General features: G+C 64.9%; 19 protein-coding genes, 1 tRNA gene and 1 pseudogene. 9 read left to right on the forward strand and 12 right to left on the reverse strand.

Translation table 11 applies throughout. The features are described from left to right. Nucleotides 1-123: 123 nt before the first annotated feature. Genes F3H26_RS02020 through F3H26_RS02030 form a run of 3 tightly spaced genes read left to right on the forward strand, consistent with a single transcriptional unit; the run spans nt 124 to nt 4,209 of the window. Nucleotides 124-771, forward strand: coding sequence for an ABC transporter ATP-binding protein (locus tag F3H26_RS02020; RefSeq protein WP_188127667.1), 648 nt, complete (start codon nt 124-126; stop codon nt 769-771). After that, the gene (locus F3H26_RS02025) at nt 768-3,173 is read left to right on the forward strand and encodes an FtsX-like permease family protein (RefSeq protein WP_149774396.1); all 2,406 of its coding nucleotides are present in this window, start codon (nt 768-770) and stop codon (nt 3,171-3,173) included. Before F3H26_RS02020 ends, F3H26_RS02025 begins: the two co-directional genes overlap by 4 nt. After that, nucleotides 3,163-4,209, forward strand: a complete 1,047-nt coding sequence (locus F3H26_RS02030) for a lipocalin-like domain-containing protein (RefSeq protein WP_149774397.1) — start codon at nt 3,163-3,165, stop codon at nt 4,207-4,209. Before F3H26_RS02025 ends, F3H26_RS02030 begins: the two co-directional genes overlap by 11 nt. Here F3H26_RS02030 and F3H26_RS02035 read toward each other — a convergent pair. The 4 genes from F3H26_RS02035 to F3H26_RS02050 all read right to left on the reverse strand — a co-directional run bounded on the left by F3H26_RS02035 (nt 4,206) and on the right by F3H26_RS02050 (nt 8,751). After that, the gene (locus F3H26_RS02035; protein ID WP_149774398.1) at nt 4,206-4,637 is read right to left on the reverse strand and encodes a universal stress protein; all 432 of its coding nucleotides are present in this window, start codon (nt 4,635-4,637) and stop codon (nt 4,206-4,208) included. The two genes, F3H26_RS02030 and F3H26_RS02035, sit on opposite strands and share 4 nt — an antisense overlap. Further along, the gene (locus tag F3H26_RS02040) at nt 4,634-7,243 is read right to left on the reverse strand and encodes a TRAP transporter permease (protein WP_149774399.1); all 2,610 of its coding nucleotides are present in this window, start codon (nt 7,241-7,243) and stop codon (nt 4,634-4,636) included. Before F3H26_RS02040 ends, F3H26_RS02035 begins: the two co-directional genes overlap by 4 nt. Before the next feature lie 114 nt (nt 7,244-7,357). After that, the gene (locus F3H26_RS02045) at nt 7,358-8,326 is read right to left on the reverse strand and encodes a TAXI family TRAP transporter solute-binding subunit (RefSeq protein WP_188127668.1); all 969 of its coding nucleotides are present in this window, start codon (nt 8,324-8,326) and stop codon (nt 7,358-7,360) included. Nucleotides 8,327-8,665: 339 nt separating this feature from the next. Further along, nucleotides 8,666-8,751, reverse strand: a tRNA-Leu gene (locus F3H26_RS02050). 145 nt (nt 8,752-8,896) lie between these two features. Between F3H26_RS02050 and F3H26_RS02055 the strand changes: the two genes are divergently transcribed. Further along, nucleotides 8,897-9,475, forward strand: a complete 579-nt coding sequence (locus tag F3H26_RS02055) for a YqaA family protein (protein ID WP_149774400.1) — start codon at nt 8,897-8,899, stop codon at nt 9,473-9,475. Then, on the forward strand, nt 9,472-9,936 hold the full coding sequence (locus F3H26_RS02060; RefSeq protein ID WP_149774401.1) for a disulfide bond formation protein B: 465 nt from the start codon (nt 9,472-9,474) through the stop codon (nt 9,934-9,936). The genes F3H26_RS02055 and F3H26_RS02060 overlap by 4 nt, the downstream gene beginning before the upstream one ends. 2 nt (nt 9,937-9,938) lie before the next feature. Here F3H26_RS02060 and F3H26_RS02065 read toward each other — a convergent pair whose 3' ends face one another. Next, nucleotides 9,939-10,526, reverse strand: a complete 588-nt coding sequence (locus F3H26_RS02065; RefSeq protein WP_149774402.1) for an HNH endonuclease — start codon at nt 10,524-10,526, stop codon at nt 9,939-9,941. 211 nt (nt 10,527-10,737) lie between these two features. Between F3H26_RS02065 and F3H26_RS02070 the strand changes: the two genes are divergently transcribed. After that, the gene (locus tag F3H26_RS02070; RefSeq protein ID WP_149774403.1) at nt 10,738-11,343 is read left to right on the forward strand and encodes an rRNA large subunit pseudouridine synthase E; all 606 of its coding nucleotides are present in this window, start codon (nt 10,738-10,740) and stop codon (nt 11,341-11,343) included. A 31-nt stretch (nt 11,344-11,374) separates the two neighbouring features. Further along, the gene (locus F3H26_RS02075; protein ID WP_149774404.1) at nt 11,375-11,800 is read left to right on the forward strand and encodes a VOC family protein; all 426 of its coding nucleotides are present in this window, start codon (nt 11,375-11,377) and stop codon (nt 11,798-11,800) included. A gap of 10 nt (nt 11,801-11,810) precedes the next feature. On the opposite strand, the gene F3H26_RS02080 is transcribed toward F3H26_RS02075, so the two are convergent. Beyond that, nucleotides 11,811-12,476 carry an alpha/beta hydrolase gene (locus tag F3H26_RS02080; protein WP_149774405.1) on the reverse strand — a complete coding sequence of 222 codons (666 nt, stop codon included), beginning with the start codon at nt 12,474-12,476 and terminating at the stop codon, nt 11,811-11,813. Then, complete coding sequence (locus tag F3H26_RS02085) at nt 12,473-13,105, reverse strand: DNA-3-methyladenine glycosylase family protein (RefSeq protein WP_149774406.1); 633 nt, start codon at nt 13,103-13,105, stop codon at nt 12,473-12,475. The genes F3H26_RS02080 and F3H26_RS02085 overlap by 4 nt, the downstream gene beginning before the upstream one ends. 97 nt (nt 13,106-13,202) lie before the next feature. Here F3H26_RS02085 and F3H26_RS02090 point away from each other — a divergent pair, with 97 nt between their 5' ends. Then, nucleotides 13,203-14,429 carry an MFS transporter gene (locus F3H26_RS02090; protein ID WP_149774407.1) on the forward strand — a complete coding sequence of 409 codons (1,227 nt, stop codon included), beginning with the start codon at nt 13,203-13,205 and terminating at the stop codon, nt 14,427-14,429. On the opposite strand, the gene F3H26_RS02095 is transcribed toward F3H26_RS02090, so the two are convergent. Genes F3H26_RS02095 through cysS form a run of 3 tightly spaced genes read right to left on the reverse strand, consistent with a single transcriptional unit; the run spans nt 14,430 to nt 18,240 of the window. After that, nucleotides 14,430-15,212 (reverse strand): squalene/phytoene synthase family protein, encoded by a 783-nt coding sequence (locus F3H26_RS02095; protein WP_149774408.1) that lies wholly within the window; start codon nt 15,210-15,212, stop codon nt 14,430-14,432. Continuing rightward, on the reverse strand, nt 15,209-16,843 hold the full coding sequence (gene cimA / locus F3H26_RS02100) for a citramalate synthase (RefSeq protein WP_149774409.1): 1,635 nt from the start codon (nt 16,841-16,843) through the stop codon (nt 15,209-15,211). Before cimA ends, F3H26_RS02095 begins: the two co-directional genes overlap by 4 nt. After that, the gene (gene cysS / locus F3H26_RS02105) at nt 16,840-18,240 is read right to left on the reverse strand and encodes a cysteine--tRNA ligase (protein ID WP_149774410.1); all 1,401 of its coding nucleotides are present in this window, start codon (nt 18,238-18,240) and stop codon (nt 16,840-16,842) included. Before cysS ends, cimA begins: the two co-directional genes overlap by 4 nt. A 265-nt stretch (nt 18,241-18,505) precedes the next feature. Here cysS and F3H26_RS02110 point away from each other — a divergent pair. Beyond that, nucleotides 18,506-19,691: pseudogene (locus tag F3H26_RS02110) on the forward strand (pyridoxal phosphate-dependent aminotransferase). A gap of 17 nt (nt 19,692-19,708) precedes the next feature. On the opposite strand, the gene F3H26_RS02115 reads toward F3H26_RS02110, so the two are convergent. Both F3H26_RS02115 and F3H26_RS19565 read right to left on the reverse strand, forming a co-directional pair. After that, on the reverse strand, nt 19,709-20,077 hold the full coding sequence (locus F3H26_RS02115; RefSeq protein WP_223162411.1) for an outer membrane protein: 369 nt from the start codon (nt 20,075-20,077) through the stop codon (nt 19,709-19,711). 6 nt (nt 20,078-20,083) lie between these two features. Then, on the reverse strand, nt 20,084-20,227 hold the full coding sequence (locus tag F3H26_RS19565; RefSeq protein ID WP_223162408.1) for a hypothetical protein: 144 nt from the start codon (nt 20,225-20,227) through the stop codon (nt 20,084-20,086). Between the last annotated feature and the right edge of the window lie 312 nt (nt 20,228-20,539).

Here is a 20,539-nt window from a genome sequence, read left to right on the forward strand (position 1 = left end):
GACGGTTTCGCGCGCCCGGTACAAGGGACGTCCGGGTGCGGCGAAATGATCGCGCTGGGTTCGGGTACTGGACACCGGCGCCGCGTGCCGCACATTCTGGGGTGGACTATGACAGGCCCTGACATGTTGCTGGAATTTCACGATATCCACAAAACCTATCCCGGCGGGCGCCCGGTTCTGAACGGTGTTTCGCTGTCGCTGGATCAGGGGCAGACCCTCGCCCTGACCGGTGAAAGCGGCAGCGGCAAGAGCACCCTGCTGAACCTGACGGCCACCCTCGACCGCTTTGACAGCGGAGAAATCCTTCTGGACGGCACCGCCCTGTCGCGGCTCGGAGATGCCGACCGCGCGGCGCTGCGCCGGACGCATGTGGCGCTGGTGTTCCAGCAGTTCAACCTGATCCCGTCGCTGACCGTCGGTCAGAACCTGTCGTTCCATGCGCGGTTGGCCGGCCGGCACGACCCCGAGTGGGAGGCGCATCTGACCCGGCGGCTGGGGCTGTCCGATCTGACCGGGCGTTATCCCGAAGGCCTCTCGGGCGGGCAGCAGCAACGGGTGGCCATCGGGCGCGCCCTGGCGGTTCGGCCCCGGCTGCTGCTGGCCGATGAACCGACGGGCAACCTGGACGAAACCGCCAGCGCCGCGGTGCTCGATCTGATGCTGGCGCTGGTTGCGGAAACCGGCGCCGCGCTGCTGCTGGTGACGCATTCCCAGGCCATCGCGGCGCGCCTCGACCGGCAGGCCCACCTGACCAACGGCCGGATCGCATGATCGGCCCCGTCCTGCAGGCGCTGTGGTCGCATTGGCGCTGGCACCGGGTGCAACTGGCCACCCTGCTGGCCGGAATCGCTCTGGCGACCGGGTTGTGGTCGGCCGTGCAGGCCATCAACGCCGAGGCGCGCGCCAGCTATGACCGGGCCAATGCGCAACTGGGGTTGGGCCAGTTGGACGAGTTGATCCATCCCTCGGGGCGCATCCCGTTGGCAACCTACGTCGCGCTGCGCCGTTCGGGCTGGCAGGTCGCCGCGGTTCTGGACGGCCGGATCGACGCGGGCGGACGATCGGTGCGCCTGATGGGGGTCGACATGGTCTCCTACCCGGCCTTGCCGGCGCTGGCTGATCCGCAGGGGAACCCACCCGCCCCCGAATCCGTGCTGACGCCGCCCGGCCGGCTGTTTGCCACGCCTGATCTGGCCGCGCGGCTTTCTGAGCGGCGGGATTTGCCTCCGATCCTGACCAGCACGGCGCTGCCGCCGGATCTGGTCCTGACGGATATCGGCACAGCCGAAACCCTTTTGGGTCAGTCGGGCAGTCTGACGCGCCTGGTGCTGCTGCCCGACCAGCCCCGTGCGCGACCGCCGCTGGATCAGGTTGCGCCCGACCTGCGTCGCCGCGGCCCGGACAGCCGCATCGACACGGCCCGCCTGACCGACAGTTTTCACCTGAACCTCTCGGCCTTCGGGCTGTTGTCCTTTGCGGTGGGGCTGTTCATTGTTCATGGCACCGTTGGGCTGGCCTTTGCGCAGCGGCGCGGCATGGTTCGGACCCTGCGCGCGCTTGGGGTGCCGCTGGCCACCCTTTCGCGGCTGATGCTGGCCGAACTGGTCGTCTTTGCCCTGATCGGCGGCACTCTGGGTCTGGTGCTGGGGCATCTGTTGGCGGGCGCGCTGCTGCCCGACGTGGCCGCCACCCTGCGTGGTCTGTATGGCGCACCGGTCCAGGGACAGTTGCACCTGCGGCCCGGGTGGGCCGCCGCCGGGCTGGCGATGGCCGTGGGCGGCACGATCCTGGCCAGCGGACAGGCGTTGTGGCGACTGGCCAGGCTGCCTCTGCTGGCCGCACCCGGCGTGCAGGCCTGGCGGCGCGGAACCGACCACCGCACCAGCGCCCTTACCGGGCTGTTCGTCTGCGCGGCGGGCATTGCCGCGTATTCCCTGTTCGACGGGCTGGTGGCGGGCTTTGTCCTGCTGGGCGGCATCCTGACCGGCAGCGCGCTGCTGCTGCCAATGCTTGTGTCGACTGCCCTGCGCGTCTTTGGCCGACGTGCAAGAAAGCCCGTGACGCAATGGGTCTGGGCCGACATGCAGGCGCAACTGCCGGGGCTGTCTCTGGCATTGATGGCGTTGCTGCTGGCGCTGGCGGCGAATATCGGCGTGGGCACGATGGTATCCAGCTTTCGGCTGACCTTCCTTGGCTGGCTCGATCAGCGCTTGGTGTCGGAACTGTACGTGACGGCCGAGGACTCGGATCAGGGCCGGCAGATCCAGGCCTGGCTTGAACCGCGCGCCGAGGCGGTTCTGCCGATCCGCAACGTCGAGCTGCCCCATGAAACCGGGCCGTTGTTCCTGTATGGCATCGTCGATCACCCGACCTATCGCGAACACTGGCCGCTGATCTCCGGCGCCCCCGATGCCTGGGACACGCTGTTTCGCGGCGAGGGCATTCTGATCAACGAACAACTGGCCCGCCGCGCCGATCTGTGGCCCGGCGACCGGTTGCCCCTTGCGCCCGGCATGGCCTTGACGATCGCGGGGGTCTATTCCGACTATGGCAATCCGACCGGGCAGGCCATCGTGGCCATGGACCTGTTCGATCAGATCGCGCCCGAGGCCGAAAACCGCCGGTTCGGCATACGGATCGACCCGTCTCAGGCAAGCCCTCTGGCCGATGCACTGCGCACGCGGTTCGATCTGGGCCCCGGTGCCGTCGTGCCGCAAGCCGCCGTCAAGGCGCAGTCGCGCGCGATCTTCGAAAAGACGTTCGTCGTGACCTCGGCGTTGAACGTGCTGACCCTGGGCGTCGCGGGCTTTGCCATGTTCACCAGCCTGCTGACGCTGTGGACACAGCGTCTGCCACAGATCGCGCCGATCTGGGCGCTGGGGCTGACCCGGTCTCGGCTGGCCGCGCTGGAGCTGTTGCGCAGCGTGGTGCTGGCCGCCCTGACCGCCTTCCTTGCCTTGCCTTTGGGGCTGGTGCTGGCCTGGGTCCTGCTGTCGGTCATCAACGTTCAGGCCTTTGGCTGGCGCCTGCCCATGTTCCTGTTTCCCTGGGCCTGGGTGCAGCTTTTCGTTCTGACGGCCATCGCCGCCCTGCTGGCCGCCGCCCTGCCCGCGTGGCGATTGCGCCGCGTTCCACCCGCCGATCTGCTGAGGGTTTTTGCCAATGAACGTTAAGGCGCTCGTCTTTCTGCTGCTGACCCCTTTCGCGGCATCGGCCCAAGGCTTTGCCGGTCTGGGCAGCAGCGCCGAAGGCTTTGACATTCCGCAGCCGGGCCATCGGTTCGACTTCCCGGCCGATCACGGCCCGCACCCGTCTTTCCGCATCGAATGGTGGTACCTGACCGCCAACCTGACAGGCGCGGACGGGCAGGAGTATGGCATCCAATGGACCCTGTTCCGATCAGCGCTGCGGCCGTTCGAGCAGAGCGGCTGGCAGAGCCCGCAGCTGTGGATGGGTCATGCCGGCCTGACGACCCCGGACACCCACTTTTTTGCCGAACGCCTGGCGCGTGGCGGCATCGGGCAGGCCGGGGTCACAGCCGTGCCGTTCCAGGCCTGGATCGACGAGTGGCACATGCGCGGCGACATCATCGACGCGCTGAGCCTGCGCGCCAACGGGGCCGACTTCGGGTATGACCTGAGCCTGACAGCGGACGGCCCCTTGGTATTCCACGGCGACAATGGGTATTCGGTCAAATCCGCCGAGGGACAAGCCAGCTATTACTATTCGCAACCCAGATACGCGGTTTCAGGAGTTCTGCACCTGCCCGACCGCGATGTGCAGGTTACCGGCGAAGGCTGGCTGGATCGCGAGTGGTCCTCGCAACCGCTGGCCGCGGACCAGTCCGGGTGGGACTGGTTCTCGCTGACATTCGACACGGGCGACAAGCTGATGGCCTTTCGCCTGCGCGGCGGACGCGGGGACTTCACGGCCGCGACCTGGATCAATGCCGAAGGCACCAGCCAGTCCCTGCCCGATGGTCAGATCCGGTTCACACCAGTGCAGACCAGTTCGGTGGCCGGGCGTGACATCCCGACCGAATGGGCGATATCGCTGCCGGCCAAGGGGGTCGAAATTCGCGTCAGCGCGCTGAACCCCGGCGCCTGGATGGGGACCCGATTTGCCTATTGGGAGGGGCCGGTGACCGTGTCAGGCAGCCATGCCGGGCGCGGCTACCTGGAAATGACGGGGTATGGCGCGCCGCCCTAGCGGACGACGTAGACCGAAACATCCGAATGGCGCACGACCCGCGCGGCGTTCGGACCCAGCAGGTAGTCCTTGAAATCCGGCTTGTGCGCACCGATCACGATCAGATCGCTGCCGGCGCTTTCGGCGGTTTTCAGGATCTCTTGATAGGCCGTGCCGGTGGCCACCACATGCCGGATCGTGGCATTGCGCTCGGCGCCCAGCACGTCCTCGCACAGGGCGACCAGCTGGTCATGGGCCTCTTGCGTGGCTTTTTCGTGGAAATCGGGTTTGAAGAAACCCGACACCCAGCTTTCGCCGAAATCCGGCAGCACGGTCACCACGTCCAGTTGCGCCCCGTCCATATCGGCCAGTTTGGCCGCCTGTTTCAGGACCGGGGCGTCGATCTTGCCGTTGCTGATGTCAACGGCGCACAGAACCGATTTGCTCATGCGGGCACCTCTTGTCTGGCGGCACGGCCGCGTTGCAGGAAGGCAATCAACCCCAGCAGCAGCATGGCCGGGATGTAGATCAGCTGTTTTGGCGGCTGGCTGACCGGCAGATCGGCGGATGCGATACGCACCGGCTCGTCGCCGTAGTAGTCGAAATTGGCCAGGTCATCGGCGATGGGCGCGCCGAACATCGGTTCGTCCATCTTGACCAGACCGTCCTCTTCGATCAGCAGAAAGCCCATGGCCTCGACCCGCGCCGCACCGTCAGGTTCGGTGCCGACGGTGACGACGACGGTGGTCTCGGTCATGTTGCCGGTGTCGAAATCCGGCCCGCTGACCACCACCCGCAGCTCGGTGCCGGGCTCGACCTCGCCCACCGCCTGCACGAACCCGGCCGGCTCGACCTCGAGATGCGAGGGCGAGATCCGGTCCATGAAGAAATCCGGTCGGAACAGCGCAAAGGCAATCGCGATCAGCGCAACGCTTTCATAGATGCGGCTGTGGGTCAGGAAATACCCCATCGTGCCAGCCGTGAACACGAGGATGGCGATGGTGGCGAATATGGCCACTATGATCCCCTCGACCCAGGTGACATCGATCAGCAACAGATCGGTGTTGAAGATGAACACGAAAGGCAGCGCCACGGTGCGCAGGCTGTAGAAGAAGGCGGTGAAGCCTGTCTTGATCGCATCACCGCCCGATACGGCGGCCGCAGCGAAACTGGCCAGGCCCACGGGCGGCGTCACGTCGGCCATGATGCCGAAGTAGAACACGAACAGGTGCACCGCGATCAGCGGCACGATCAGGCCGCTTTGCGCGCCCAGTTCCACCACGACCCCCGCCATCAACGAGCTGACGACGATATAGTTTGCCGTGGTCGGCAGCCCCATGCCCAGGATCAGGCTGAGCAGCCCGACCATCACCAGCATCAGGATCAGGTTGCCGCCGGACAGGAACTCGACCAGATCGGCCATCACCTGCCCCACGCCGGTCAGGGTCACGGTGCCGACGATGACGCCGGCGGTGGCCGTGGCCAGCGCGATGCCGATCATGTTGCGCGCGCCGTCGATCAGGCCCTGCCACAGATCGGCAACCCCATCGACAAAGGCATTCGCCAGATCGCTTTGCCCCCGGAAAATCGCCTTGAGCGGTTTCTGCGTCAGCAGGATCACGAACAGCAGCGCCGTCGCCCAGAAGGCCGACAGACCCGGCGATTTCTGCTCGATCATCAGGAAGTAGACCAGAACGACGATCGGCAGCAGGTAATGCAGGCCGGCCTTGTAGATCTCTGAGATCACCGGCAGCTTCACTTCGGTTGCGTTCGGATCGTCGGGCTCAAGGTCAGGCACCTGCGCGGCCAGATAGACCAAGGCCACATAGATCGCGCAGACGATCAGGCTGAGGATCAGCCCCGCGCTGGACGGCGCCCAGGCCGAAACGGCCTCGACCGGGTATTGCGAGCCATAACACAGCCCTGCGAACACCAGGAAGAACATCAGCATCCCCACGACCGTACGGGCCAGATGCACGTCGCGGTCGCCCAGGGTGGGCATGTTCCGCTTCACGGCCTCGAGATGCACGATATAGACCAGCGCAATGTAGGAAATCGCCGCCGGCAGGAAGGCGTGGGTGATGACCTCGACATACGAGATGCCCACATATTCCACCATCAGGAAGGCGGCCGCGCCCATCACGGGCGGCATGATCTGGCCGTTGACCGAGCTGGCAACCTCGACCGAGCCGGCCTGTTCGCTGGAAAAGCCCACGCGTTTCATCAGCGGGATGGTGAAGGTGCCGGTCGTCACGACGTTGGCGATGGACGAGCCCGAAATCAGGCCGGTCGCGGCCGAGCCGACGACGGCGGCCTTGGCCGGCCCCCCGCGCAGGTGACCCAACGCGCCAAACGCCATCTTGATGAAATAGTTCCCCGCCCCGGCCTTGTCCAGCATCGCGCCGAACAGAACGAAGAGGAACACGAACTTGGTCGAAACGCCCAAGGCGATGCCGAACACGCCCTCGGACGTGATCCACATGTGGCTCATGGCCTTTTTCAGGCTGGCACCCTTCCAGCGGATCACTTCGGGCACCCATTCGGACGAGCCGAAGAACACATAGGCCAGGAAAATCGTCGCGATGATCGCCATGGCCGGGCCAAGCGCACGGCGCGCGGCCTCGAACAGCAACAGCAGACCACCCAGGGCGACCCATTTGTCCACGTCGTCGGCCAGGCCGCCGGCATTCACGATCTTGTCGTAGAAGAAATATCCATACAGCGCCACGCCGGCGCCCAGAACGCCCATGATCCAGTCCTGGATCGGGATGTAGTTGCGCGGGCTGGATTTCAGTGCGGGATAGGCCGCAAAGGCCAGAAACAACGCGAAGGCCAGGTGGAACTGACGCGCGTTGTTGACGATGCTGCCGGGCAGGATGACATTCGACAGGGGCGACGCCAGAACGACCTGGAAGATCGACCAGATCGCCGCGACGATGGCCAGGAACAGCCCGACATTGCCCGCCGGATCCCGCGCACCCGCATCCGAGGATGCGACCAGTTCCTGCAGCTCTTCTTCGGATAGCGGACGATTGCCCTGAGGGTCAGCGCTCATCAAAAATCTCCCGTCCCGCGGCCGGTTCGTGGCCTGCTTGGTTTTTTGTCCGGCCTCCCGCCGGTGGAAAACGAGGCGCCGTCGGGCGCCTCGCGGTCTTGGGTCAAAGCCGGGTTACTGGATCCAGCCCTTTTCGCGATAGTATTTCTCGGCGCCCGGATGCAGCGGAGCGGACAGGCCGTCCTTGATCATTTCCTCGGGCTTGAGGTTGGCGAAGGCCGGGTGCAGCTTTTTGAAGTCGTCGAAGTTCTCGAAGACCGAGCTGACGACGGCATAGACCGCATCTTCCGACACATCGGCCGAGGTCACGAAGGTCGCGCCCACACCAAAGGTCTGAACGTCCTCGTCGGTGCCGCGATACATGCCGCCGGGGATGGTGGCCTTGCGGTAGAACGAGTTCTCTTCGACCAGCTTGTCAACCGCCGGGCCGGTCACGTTGACCAGAACGGAATCACACGCGGTGGTCGCTTCCTGGATCGACCCCGAGGGGTGGCCGACGGTGTAGACCATCGCGTCGATCTGGTTGTCGCACAGGGCGGCCGACTGTTCGGCGGCCTTCAGCTCGGTGGCCAGTTCGAAATCATCCGTGGTCCAGCCCATCGCTTCCATCAGCACTTCCATGGTGCCGCGCTGACCGGAACCGGGGTTGCCGATGTTGACACGCTTGCCCTTCAGGTCTTCGAAGTTCTTGATGCCGGAATCGGCGCGGGCCACCACGGTGAACGGCTCGGGGTGGACCGAGAACACGGCGCGCAGCTTTTCGAACGGGCCTGCATCGGCGAATTTCGAAGTGCCGTTATAGGCGTGGTACTGCCAGTCCGACTGGGCCACACCGAACTCCAGCTCGCCTTCGCGGATGGTGTTGATGTTGTAGACCGACCCACCCGTCGATTCGACCGAGCAGCGCACGCCATGTTCCTTGCGGCCCTTGTTCACCAGACGGCAGATCGCGCCGCCGGTCGGGTAATACACGCCGGTCACGCCGCCGGTGCCGATCGTGATGAATTCTTCGGCATAGGCCGCAGGGGCCATCAGCGCGGCGGTGACGATCGCGCCCAGGCTCAGCTTGCTTTTCTTGATCATTTGAGGACTCCCAAGATTTTTGTTTTCTGACGGAAGACGGGCCAAGAACCCGGTCCGGGGATCGAGCGGATAGGACAATCCGGCGCGTCATGCAACGGATGCAACCGTCTGTTTTCCCAAATTCTCCCAACAGCTCCGAGGTTTGTGTCACCCAGACGCTTTGTCAAGCCTTCTGCCCTAGGGGCACCCTGCCCGCCGCAGATGTGACGACCGGTCGGAATAATTCCCCCTTCGGCCATACGATGCGGCACGCGAACCCTTCGCGGCAAGCAAACGCGGCAACCGCCGGTTGACCCGGCCGCCCCGGCGCATCAAGGCATTGTTCGTGGAAAAACAAGGTGGTGCCCAAGGTGAGACTCGAACTCACACGGTATTGCTACCGGGGGATTTTGAATCCCCTGCGTCTACCATTCCGCCACTTGGGCCACGCGCATTGAATTACCGCCCATGTGCACGAAGGTCCAGAGGCAAAAATCACCAAACATCCCGCCGCTCGGTGACGCAAGAGGTTGACGCTGCGGCGTGCGCGTGATTTGCCTCGTCGGACTTGAACAGTGGAACCTGGTGCGAATGCTGCGATCGCTGTATGACTGGACCATCCGTCTGGCCGATCACCCCCATGCCCTGTGGGCGCTGGCCATCGTGGCTTTCATCGAAAGCTCGTTCTTTCCGATCCCGCCGGATGTTCTGATGATCCCGATGATTCTGGCGCGCCCGTCGCGTGCTTGGCTGATCGCCAGCGTGGCCCTGGTTGCCTCGGTGCTGGGCGGGATGCTCGGCTATGCCATCGGGGCTTTCTTCTACGAAAGCCTGGGCCAGCCCATCCTCGAGGCGATGGGCAAGGCGCATGCCATGGAGGAATTCAACCAGAGGTTCAACGATTTCGGGTTCTGGGCGGTTCTGACCGCCGGCGTCACGCCCTTTCCCTACAAGGTCATAACGATCATGTCCGGCTGGACCGGCATGCCGCTGGGCACCTTCATCGCGACATCGATCCTGGCGCGCGCGCTGCGGTTCTTCGCGGTCGCGGGGCTGCTGTGGGGCTTTGGCGAACCGATCCGCGATTTCATCGAAAAACGACTGGGCTTGATGTTTACACTGTTCATCCTTCTGCTGATCGGCGGATTCGTGGTGGTGAAATACATATGACACGGAAACGTAGACTCATCCTTCTGGCCGCGGCCGGATCCCTGGGATTGCTGCTGGGGGCCTGGGCCTTTCAATACATCGGCGGCATGGCGCCCTGCAAAATGTGCATCTGGCAACGCTACCCTCATGGCGCGGCAATTGTGATCGGTGCCCTGGCCTTCGCCCTGCCGGGCGTGCGCCTTCTTCCGCTTCTCGGCGCGGCGGCCGCCGCGACCACCTCGGGCATCGGCATCTATCACGCCGGAGCCGAGCGCGGGCTGTGGGAAGGCCCGTCCAGCTGCACCTCGGGCAGCATCAGCGGCCTGTCGGCGGAAGAACTGATGGAACAGATCATGGCCGCCCCGCTGGTGCGCTGCGACGAAATCCCGTGGGAGATGTTCGGCCTGTCCATGGCCGGATGGAACGCATTGCTGTCCGCCGGTCTGGTCCTGGTCTGGCTGGCCGCCTGGCGCGCGCGCTGACCCTACTGGGCGTCCAGTTCCGCATCCCAGTACAGAAAGTCGATCCAGCTTTCGTGCAGGTGGTTGGGCGGAAATTTCCGCCCGATGTTCTGCAGCATCTCGGCGTCGGGTTGACGCGGCGGCTTGCGCAGGCTCATCCCGGCCTGACGCAGCGATTTCGACCCTTTTCGCAAATTGCATGGGCTGCAGGCGGCGACCACGTTCTGCCAACTGGTGACGCCACCGGCCGCGCGCGGCACCACATGGTCAAAGGTCAGATCTCCGCGGCTGCCGCAGTACTGACAGCGGAATTCGTCCCTCAGAAACAAATTAAAGCGCGTGAAGGCCACGCGCTTTCTGGGTTTCACATAATCTTTCAGGACAACCACCGACGGTATTCGGATCTCGGTGCTGGGGCTGCGGACCACCTCGTCATACTCGGCGACGATATCGACCCGGTCCAGCCAGGCGGCCTTGATCGCCTCCTGCCAGGGCCACAGCGACAGCGGATAGTAGGACAGCGGACGATAATCGGCATTCAAAACCAGGGCCGGGTGGTGCTTCAGCGCACCCGGCTCCCTGACAAATTCGGTCCTGAAATCTCCGTCCATCGCAGAATCGCTCCTCGCTCTCGGCTGCCTGTATGGGACACCAGAGCGGGGAGCACCCGCCCCGGTCTTGATTCAACTATATATCGTGGCAAAGCTCTGGCAAGCCCTGAGTTTCCACAATATCTCGAGAGCATGATAGCCGGCGGCCGTAACAGGCGCGTGACAGTTATCCACAGCTTGCGCGAGCGATGATCCGCAGCTATGGGGGGCCATGTCCTGGTTCATCCGCTTCAACAAGCCATACGACGTGCTGCCGCAATTCACCGACCGGCAAAATGCCGACTCGCCGCGCCGCACCCTGTCGGATTTCATCGACCTGCCAGGGGTCTACCCGGCCGGGCGGCTGGACCGTGACAGCGAGGGGCTGATGCTGCTGACCGACAATGGACGGCTGCAATCCCATATCTCGGACCCCAAGCACAAGATGCCCAAAACCTATTGGGTCCAGGTCGAGGGCAACCCGGATGCGGCGGCCATCCGGGCCCTGCGTGACGGGGTCGAGTTGAATGACGGCATGACCCGCCCAGCCAAAGCGCGGCTGATCGACGAACCCCAGGGCCTGTGGCCGCGCACGCCGCCGATCCGCGAACGCAAGACGGTGCCGGATTGCTGGCTGGAACTGACCCTGCGCGAGGGGCGCAACCGGCAGGTACGCCGCATGACGGCCGCCGTGGGCCACCCCACCCTGCGCCTGATCCGAGCCCGGATCGGAGACTGGACCCTGGACGACCTCGCCCCCGGCAGCTGGGACAGCCTGCCGATGCCCGTTCTGGAAACCGCCCCCCAACGCAAGCGGGACCGGCGTCCGCGGCGGTGACTTTTTCGGCGATGTCGGCTATCATGTCGCCATGAAAGTGGCTGCCGGAATCCCGTCGCCTTCGGGCATTCTCGAGGCCGCGCTGTATGTCGATGATCTGGACGCCGCCGAAAGGTTCTATGGCGAGGTTCTGGGCCTGGACCGCATTCAGCGTGCCGATGGCCGACATGTATTCTTCCGAGTCGGCGCCTCGGTATTGCTGTTGTTCAACCCCGACCAGACGGAACAGCCCCCGACCAACCCCGACCTGCCGGTGCCGCCGCATGGCGCACGCGGTCCGGGGCATGTGTGCCTGATCCTGACGCGCGACCAGATCGCGTCGATGCGCAAGCATCTGCTGAACTGGAACGTCCCGGTCGAGGCCGAGTTCGACTGGCCCAACGGGGCACGATCGCTCTATGTGCGCGACCCGGCCGGAAATTCGGTGGAGTTTGCCGAGGGTCACCTGTGGGGGTGACCCTGCCGCGTCACAGGTTCAACTTGTCGCGCATGAAGGCCAGCGCGACGCCCAGCCCGTCGGGCGCGATACCATGGCCGGTGCCCTTCATGACATGAGCAAAGACCTCCTTGAAGCCCGCGCGCTGCAGGGCCTCGGCGGCCTCGGGCAGCGATTGCGGGGGCACCACGTCATCGGCATCGCCATGGACCAGCAGCACCGGCATCCGGCTGACCACCTCGTCGGCCAGCAGGTCAGGCTCGAGCAGGCGGCCGGAAAAGGCGATGACGCCGGCCACCGGGTCTTCGCGGCGCGGGGCCACGTGCAGGCTCATCATGCTGCCCTGGGAAAAGCCGAACAGCACCACCTGCTCGGGCAGCACGTCCTCGTCCACCATCAGAGCATCGAGAAAGGCGTTGAAATCCTCGACCGCCATTTCCATGCCGCGCCGGGCCTCTTCCTCGGACGAGCCGTCGATCCACGGGATCGGAAACCACTGATACCCGTTGGGCATGCCGGGGATCTGCTCGGGTGCGTCGGGGGCCACGAACAGCGTGTCGGGCAGGTGTTCGCCCAGAACATCCGCAAGCCCCAGCAGATCGGCCCCGTTGGCGCCATAGCCATGCACGAACACCACGACCGAGCGCGTGTCGCCCGAAACCGGCTCTTTGCGGAGCGCGTTCAAAACCCGTGTCATCTGATCCCTTCCCTATCCTTGGCCACGCGGTAATAGGCCCACAGAACCCGGGCTGCAACCGACCGCCACGGCGACCACGCCCCGGCCATCTGCCGCAGCGCCTTTTCGGTCGGCCGATCCGGCAGGCCGTACAGCATCCGCGCGGCCTCCTGCAGGGCCAGATCGCCCGGCGCGATCACATCCGCCCGCCCCAGCGAGAACATGGCATAGATCTCGGCCGTCCAGACCCCGATGCCCGGCACCTGTGTCAGGGTCGCAATGACCACGTCATCGGGTGCCTCGCGCAGGGCCTTGTAGTCGATCCGCGCATCGGCCAGCGCCCGCGCATAGCGGATCTTCTGGCGGCTCAGCCCCACTGCGCGCAGATCGTCGTCGGTGGCCCATTTGATCTTACGCGGCCCGGTCAGGCCCGCCTGCTGCATCCGCCCCCAGATCGCGTTGGCCGAGGCCACGCTGACCTGCTGGCTGACGATGGCGCTGAGCAGTTGCGCAAAGCCGTCGGGCCGGCGGCGCAGGGGCAACGGGCGGGTCAGTTCGATCGCGTGCGCCATGCGCGGACAGGCGTCAGACAGCCACGCGGCCCCTTCCGCAACGCATTCTGGTGTCTCGATAATTCGACCAACGGTCATGGCGGCTCCGGGTGGCGGTTCGGGGCGCAGGTTAGGCTGCTTTGTCGCATATGCAACCCGCTTGTATGTCCGCCGGTTCGCCGATACCCATTTGCGCATGACGATGACCAGCACCGCCCCCGACGATACCCGCGCCAAGCGCAACGTTGCCGTTCTGGTGGCGGCGCAGGCGATTCTGGGCGCACAGATGCCGATGATCTTCATCGTCGGCGGATTGGCGGGCCAGTCGCTGGCCAGCAACGCCTGCCTCGCCACACTGCCGATTTCGCTGATCGTTCTGGGGTCGATGCTGGCGGCCACGCCGGTCTCGGCCATCATGCAGCGCTGGGGCCGCCGCGCCGGGTTTCTGGTCGGCGCAACCGCCGGTGCGGTGGGCGGAGCCGTGGGCGCCTATGGCCTGTACCTGGGGTCGTTCCCCGTCTTTCTTGTCGGCAGCCTGCTGACCGGCATCTACATGAGCGCGCATGGCTTCTATCGCTTTGCCGCCGCCGATACAGCGTCGGACGCGTTCCGGCCCAAGGCGATTTCCTACGTCATGGCCGGCGGTCTGGCTGCCGCCATCATCGGGCCGCAGATCGTCAAGCTGACCTCGCAGGCCTATGTCATTCCATTCCTGGGCACCTATTTCGCGGTGATCGCGGTGAACGTCATCGGTTCGGTCCTGTTCCTGTTTCTGGACATTCCGACACCCGACCGTCCGTCACAGGATGCCCCCAAAGGCCGCTCGCGACTTGAACTGCTGAAAACTCCGCGCATCGCCGTGGCCATCATCTGTGCCATGGTCTCCTACGCGCTGATGAACCTTGTGATGACCTCGACGCCGCTGGCGGTTGTCGGCTGTGGCTTCTCCGAAGGTGATGCGGCGGATGTGGTCACCAGCCACGTTCTGGCGATGTATGTTCCCAGTTTCTTTACCGGTCACCTGATCGCCCGGTTCGGGGCCGAGAAGATGGTCGCCATCGGCCTCGCGATTTTGGGCGGCGCGGGTGTCGTTGCGCTGCAGGGCGTTGAGATCGAGAACTTCTTTCTGGCCCTCGTGCTGCTTGGCGTCGGGTGGAACTTCGGCTTCATCGGCGCCACCAGCATGCTGGCCGCACAGCACGAGGTGCATGAACGCGGCCGCGTGCAGGGCCTGAACGACCTGCTGGTGTTCGGAGGCGTGACATTGGCCTCACTGGCCTCGGGCGGGCTGATGAACTGTTCGGGCGGATCCCCGGTCGAGGGATGGACCGCCGTCAACCTGGCGATGGTGCCGTTGCTGACCCTTGCGGGCGGGGCGCTGCTGTGGCTGGTGCTCAGACCCGACGCGGCAGACGCGGCCTGATCACCACCGACCGGTGGTCGCGGTCCAGATCAGGGACGCCCGCCGACGAAACTCGCTTTGTTTCAAGGCGCCCTGGCTGACCGCTGTCGGGTCGGCGACCACGCGGCGCAACACCCATTCGGCCTGCCACCCAGCCACAAGCGCCGGGCGTGCCCGATCCGAAACCTCGGCGCGCCGTGCTCGCGCCGCGGCCATCCGGTCCAGCGCCCGCTTGGCAAGCTGGCGCACCCCGTCCGGCGTCCCGTCCAACAGGGGAATGCGCCCGCGGGCTTCAAGCTCGGGGATGGCGCGGAACCAGTTCGCCACACCGACCGCATAGCCAAAGTCGCGCAGAACCATTTCGTCGGCGGCACCCAGGGCTTGCGCCGAGGCGACCATCAGCGACCCGGCGCTGTGCGTCAGATAGGCCTCGAAGTGCTCCTCGTCCTCGAACGGATCCCGGTAAATATCCCAACGCCTTACGGCCACGAATTCATCCAGCATCGCCGCCAGATGCGGGGACAGGACGCGCGACAGGGGCGTGACCACCTCGTGCCGCCGCACCGTCGGCCCTTCGGCGATCTCCTGCAGCGCGTCGCGCCACCATTGCAGGCGCATTTCCGCGATCATCGGCTCTTGGGTGACCCACGGCGCGCGGGCGACCTCGACATTCATCGCATAGATGGGAAACAGCACGGCCCGCGCCTGCACGGGCGCGGCCATCGCGGCCATGAACCGATCGGGGTCGGCCCGGTGGACCAGCGCCGCGCAGGCCTTGACGTCGTCGTCGAAGGGTACGCTCACTCGGCCACCACCAATTGCGGGCTGCAGTCGCGCACCAGCTTCCACTGGATCGCCTCCAGCAGCGCCTCGAACGAGGCATCGACGATGTTCGCGCTGACCCCCACCGTGGACCAGCGCCGCCCCTGCCCGTCTTCGCTGTCGATGATGACTCGGGTCACGGCTTCGGTCCCGCCCTGGGTGATGCGCACCTTGAAGTCCACCAGGTGCATATCGTCCAGAATGGGCGAGTATTGCCCAAGATCCTTGGCCAGCGCCTTGGCCAGCGCGTTCACCGGGCCACGGTCGCTGCCGCTCTCGTCCAGCGACTCGCTGACCGACAGCTTCTTCTCGCCGTCCACCTTCACCACGACGACCGCCTCGGACAGACTGACCATCTGGTTGTACTTGTTCTTGCGCCGCTCGACCGTGACCTTGTAGCGCTTGACCTCGAAGAATTGCGGCAACTGGCCCAGTTCATCGCGGGCCAGCAGCTCGAAACTGGCCTGCGCTGTGTCATAGGAATACCCCTCGGCCTCGCGCGCCTTGATCCGCTCCAGGATGCGCCCCAGCGCCGGGTCGCCCGGCTCGACCTGCAACCCGGCCTCGGTCAGGCGTTTGCGCAGGTTCGACTGGCCCGCCTGGTTCGACATCGGAATGATCCGCGCATTGCCCACGGTGGCCGGATCGACATGTTCATAGGTCGAAGGGTCCTTGAGGATCGCGCTGGCATGCAGCCCCGCCTTGTGCGCAAAGGCCGAGGCGCCGACATAGGCCGCCTGTTTGCTGGGCACCCGGTTCAGGATGTCGTCCAGCATGCGGCTGATGCGGGTCAGACCGGTCAGCGCGTCGCGGCTGACCCCGATCTCGAAGGCCGAGGCATAGGGCTCCTTCAACAGCAGCGTCGGGATCAGCGCGGTCAGGTTTGCGTTGCCGCAGCGCTCACCCAGCCCGTTCAGCGTGCCTTGAATCTGGCGCGCGCCGGCATCCACGGCCGCCAAGGAACAGGCCACGGCATTTTCGGTGTCGTTGTGGGTGTGAATGCCCAGCCGGTCGCCGGGAAAACCCGCCGCGATCAGCTCGGACACGATCCGCCCAACTTCGGCCGGCAGCGCGCCGCCATTGGTGTCGCACAACACCACCCAGCGGGCACCGGCCTCCAGCGCCGCCTGACAGACCTGCATGGCATAGGCGGGGTTGTCCTTGTAGCCGTCAAAGAAATGCTCGGCATCGAACAGCGCCTCGCGCCCCTGCGCCACGATATGCGCGACCGAGGCGCGGACGTTCTCGACATTCTCCTCCAGCGAGATCCCCAGCGCGTCGGTCACGTGATAGTCATGCGACTTACCCACCAGACAGACCGCCCGCGTGCCGGCGTTCATGACGGCGGCCAGCACGTCGTCATTCTCGGCCGAGCGTCCGGCCCGCTTGGTCATGCCAAAGGCGGTCAGGCAGGCGCGCGTCTTGGGCGCGGCGTCAAAAAACGCGCTGTCGGTGGGGTTCGCGCCGGGCCAGCCGCCTTCGATATAATCCACCCCCAAAGCATCCAGCGCCTGCGCGATCTGGACCTTTTCGGCGGTCGAGAACTGAACGCCCTGCGTCTGCTGCCCGTCCCGCAGCGTGGTGTCATAGAGGTACAGGCGCTCCTTGCTCATTCCACGCCCTCCAGCCTGCTGGCGTCAAAACCCGCGCCGGGCACCAATTCGACCCCGTCCTTGCTCATCCGAACTTCCAGACCGGCCGCCAGATAGGCGGCCTTCAACCGATCCACTTCCGAGAAATCCTTGGTCTGCATCGCCTCGGCCCGAACACGGGACAGCCGGTCGGCATGGGCCGACAGATCCACGCCGTCGGTTTCGGCCCAGGCCCCCATGTCAGGCTCCAACAGGCCAAGGACCCGCGCACTGGCCAGCAAGGTCGCGGCGTCGCCGTCCGAGGCCAGACGATGCAGCTCGGCCAGGGCGCCCGCCGTGTTGAGGTCATCGGCAAGCGCCTCGATCACCGCGGGCGCCGCGCTGGCTGCGGGTTCGATGCCCGCAGTCAGCGCCCGCCACTTGCGCAACGTGGCCTCGGCCTCGCGCGCCTTTTTCTCGGTCCAGTCCATCGGCTTGCGATAGTGGGTCTGCAAAAAGACGAACCGGATCACCTCTCCCGGTACGCCCTGATCCAGCAGGTCATGCACGGTGAAGAAATTGCCCAGCGATTTGGACATCTTCTTGCCTTCGACCTGCAGCATCTCGTTATGCAGCCAATAGCGCGCGAATTCGCCGTGCGGATGGGCGCATTTGCTCTGGGCGATCTCGTTTTCGTGGTGCGGGAACATCAGGTCATTGCCGCCGCCATGGATGTCGAAACTCTCGCCCAGCAACTCATAGCTCATAGCCGAGCATTCGATATGCCAGCCCGGACGCCCCCGACCCCAGGGCGACTCCCACCCGGGCAGTTCATCGTCCGAGGGCTTCCACAGCACGAAATCCATCGGGTTCTTCTTGTAGGGCGCCACCTCGACCCGCGCGCCTGCGATCATGTCATCGACCGACCGGCCAGACAGCTTGCCATACTCGTCGCGCCAGCTGTCCACCGCGAACAGAACATGCCCCTCGGCCTCATAGGCGTGACCCTTGGCGATCAGGTCCTCGATCATGGCGATCATCTGGTCAATGTACCGCGTGGCCCGCGGCATCTGGTCGGGCTCCAGCGCCCCCAGCGCGCCCATGTCATGCAGGTACCAGCCGATCGTCTCGTCCGACCGCTCCTGCACCAACTGCTCGAGCGTTCCTTCGGCCCCGGCCTGCTTGCGCGCCAGGGCCGTCGCGTTGATCTTGTCATCGACGTCGGTGAAGTTGCGCACATAGGTCACATGCTCGGGCCCGTAGACATGGCGCAGCAGGCGATAAAGCACGTCAAACACCACCACGGGCCGCGCATTTCCCAGATGCGCCCGGTCATACACGGTGGGTCCGCAGACATACATCCGCACGTTGTCGGGATCGATCGGAACGAAATCTTCCTTCGTCCGGGTCCGCGTGTTGTGCAGTTTGATCGTCGTCATGCGTCTGGCTCCTGGATACAGCAATAGCGTGCGCGTTGACGCGGGCTTAGCAACTTGTCTCAGGGAAGAAAACGAAAGAAACCGGCCCGCGTGAAAGTTCAGCAGGGAATGCAGCAGATAATGATGCAGGTCTTCCGGTTCATGGCCCATCCCATAGCACGCCCGGCCCCGCACGCCAAGACTTCTGTTGCCTACCGGGGAAGCTGATTGACAAATCACCGCGGCTCTGACCCATTCGGCGGACTTGCTGCAACGGAGGCGCGCCATGAAACTTTCGCACCGCATCACGCATCTGACCGGAGGCGGTTCGGACGGGTGGGATGTGTTCTATCGCGCGCGCCGCATGATCGCCGAAGGCCAGGCCGTGACCGAGCTGACCATCGGCGAGCATGACATCCGCACCCACCCCTCGATCCTGTCCGAGATGGACCGGTCGGCGCGCGCGGGCCATACCGGATACGCCATGGTTCCGGGCACCGATCTGCTGCGCGATACCGTGGCCGCGCGGGTGCAGACCCGGACGGGCGTTCCCACCACGCGCCACAACGTGTTGATCACCCCGGGCGGACAGGCCGCGCTGTTCGCCGCGCATATGGCAGCGTGCGACCCGGGCGATGTGGGCCTCTATCTCGACCCGTTCTACGCGACCTATCCCGGCACGATCCGCGGGGCCGGCGCGATCGCGCGCGGTTCAGACCCGGGCCGAGGACGCCTTTCAGCCCGACGCGGCTCGGATCGCGGAACAGGCCGAGGGTGCCGCATCATTGCTGATCAACACGCCGAACAACCCGACCGGGGTCGTCTATTCCCGCGAAACCCTGACCGAGATCGCCGATCTGTGCCGCGAGCGGAACCTCTGGCTGATCTCGGACGAGGTCTATGACACGCAGGTCTGGGACGGCGCACACCTGTCGCCCCGCGCCCTGCCCGGTATGGCCGATCGCACCCTGGTCGTGGGCTCGATGTCGAAGTCCCACGCCATGACCGGGTCGCGCTGTGGTTGGATCGTTGGCCCCGAAGAGGCCATCGAACATCTCATCAACCTCGCCACGCACACCACCTACGGGGTTCCGGGTTTCATTCAGGACGCCGCCAGCTTTGCGCTGACTGCGGGGGACGAACTGGAGCAAGAGGCCGCGGCCCCCTTCCGCCGCCGCCGCGCTCTGGCGATGCAGGATCTGGCCCGACAGAACACCGTTGGCCTGATCCCGGCCCAAGGCGCGATGTATCTGATGCTGGACATCCGCGCGACGGGGCAAAGCGGCGAAGATTTCGCCAATGCGCTGCTGGACACCCACGCTATCGCGGTCATGCCCGGAGAAAGCTTCGGCCAGGCCGCCGCAGGGCATGTGCGCGTGGCCATGACCATTGATGATGACCGGTTCGCCGCGGCCCTTCAGACCCTGTGCGATTTCGCCGCCCGGCTGGCGGGTCAGACAGCGGCGGAGTGACCGCAGACGGGTTGCGTTCAGAAGCGGAAGGTCGTGCGCAGATTGAAGGTGTTGGTATCCAGGTCTCCGCGCGACCGCGTGACATCGTTGAAATTCTGCCGCATCGCTTCGCCACTGATGATCAGCCGATCGCCCAGAGGATAGGCGAAGCCGATCCCGTAGACGGCGGCCGTGTCGCTGTCGCCCGAAGTATTCGCCCGCGCGGCACCCACCACGACATAGCCCAAAGCGGGCCCGAACTCGTACCCGCCGCGCAGTTTCACGCGGGACACGCTGTCCAAACTGCCCTCCGAGGCGCCCAGGTCGAGATTCAGCCGATCATATTCGAACTCGCCGCCGACGACGAAACTGCCCAGATCCAGATCGTATCCGATATTCGCACCGATGCTGCCCTAATTGTCTCCGCTGCCGCCGGGGCCGTCCGCGTCGGTATAACCGAAGGTGAACCCGGCGTAAGCACCGGTCCAATCCTCGGCCAACGCCACCTGCGCCGCTGGAATCAGCAGGACCGACAGCAAGGCGCGGATCAGTTTCATGCAAGCCTCCGGTTTTCGTTCGGCACCCTGTGCGATTGCAACAGGTGCGGTGCTGTGTACCTCAATCAAACATGTGCCTTGGCGCCCTCAGATCAATTCAGGTCACGCAAATCTTAACAATAAGTAATGGAAGCATAACATATTTCGCCCACTGCGTGAGGATTTATGGGCGACTTCATCGCAATGCGGATTTTCCAGGGCCAAAAACGACATCGGTCGCAAACAGGACAGATTGCTTGTTCGGACCCTGACACCATTCGCCGCAGGAGTTGAGGACTACATGCCAAACGATGTCTGGAAGATCTGCCTGAT

Source organism: Ruegeria intermedia (assembly GCF_900129345.1).
In the GTDB taxonomy this organism is placed as follows: Bacteria; Pseudomonadota; Alphaproteobacteria; order Rhodobacterales; family Rhodobacteraceae; genus Ruegeria; species Ruegeria intermedia.

Coding starts and splice junctions, on each gene's coding strand:
- F3H26_RS02085 (WP_149774406.1), bottom strand. CDS start 13,105: ATGACCGTTGGTCGAATTATCGAGACACCAGAATGCGTTGCGGAAGGG.
- F3H26_RS02045 (WP_188127668.1), bottom strand. CDS start 8,326: ATGATCAAGAAAAGCAAGCTGAGCCTGGGCGCGATCGTCACCGCCGCG.
- F3H26_RS02040 (WP_149774399.1), bottom strand. CDS start 7,243: ATGAGCGCTGACCCTCAGGGCAATCGTCCGCTATCCGAAGAAGAGCTG.
- F3H26_RS02025 (WP_149774396.1), top strand. CDS start 768: ATGATCGGCCCCGTCCTGCAGGCGCTGTGGTCGCATTGGCGCTGGCAC.
- F3H26_RS02055 (WP_149774400.1), top strand. CDS start 8,897: ATGCTGCGATCGCTGTATGACTGGACCATCCGTCTGGCCGATCACCCC.
- F3H26_RS02035 (WP_149774398.1), bottom strand. CDS start 4,637: ATGAGCAAATCGGTTCTGTGCGCCGTTGACATCAGCAACGGCAAGATC.
- F3H26_RS02070 (WP_149774403.1), top strand. CDS start 10,738: ATGTCCTGGTTCATCCGCTTCAACAAGCCATACGACGTGCTGCCGCAA.
- F3H26_RS02060 (WP_149774401.1), top strand. CDS start 9,472: ATGACACGGAAACGTAGACTCATCCTTCTGGCCGCGGCCGGATCCCTG.
- cysS (WP_149774410.1), bottom strand. CDS start 18,240: ATGACGACGATCAAACTGCACAACACGCGGACCCGGACGAAGGAAGAT.
- F3H26_RS02020 (WP_188127667.1), top strand. CDS start 124: ATGTTGCTGGAATTTCACGATATCCACAAAACCTATCCCGGCGGGCGC.
- F3H26_RS02030 (WP_149774397.1), top strand. CDS start 3,163: ATGAACGTTAAGGCGCTCGTCTTTCTGCTGCTGACCCCTTTCGCGGCA.
- F3H26_RS02075 (WP_149774404.1), top strand. CDS start 11,375: ATGAAAGTGGCTGCCGGAATCCCGTCGCCTTCGGGCATTCTCGAGGCC.
- F3H26_RS02080 (WP_149774405.1), bottom strand. CDS start 12,476: ATGACACGGGTTTTGAACGCGCTCCGCAAAGAGCCGGTTTCGGGCGAC.
- F3H26_RS19565 (WP_223162408.1), bottom strand. CDS start 20,227: ATGAAACTGATCCGCGCCTTGCTGTCGGTCCTGCTGATTCCAGCGGCG.
- cimA (WP_149774409.1), bottom strand. CDS start 16,843: ATGAGCAAGGAGCGCCTGTACCTCTATGACACCACGCTGCGGGACGGG.
- F3H26_RS02090 (WP_149774407.1), top strand. CDS start 13,203: ATGACGATGACCAGCACCGCCCCCGACGATACCCGCGCCAAGCGCAAC.
- F3H26_RS02065 (WP_149774402.1), bottom strand. CDS start 10,526: ATGGACGGAGATTTCAGGACCGAATTTGTCAGGGAGCCGGGTGCGCTG.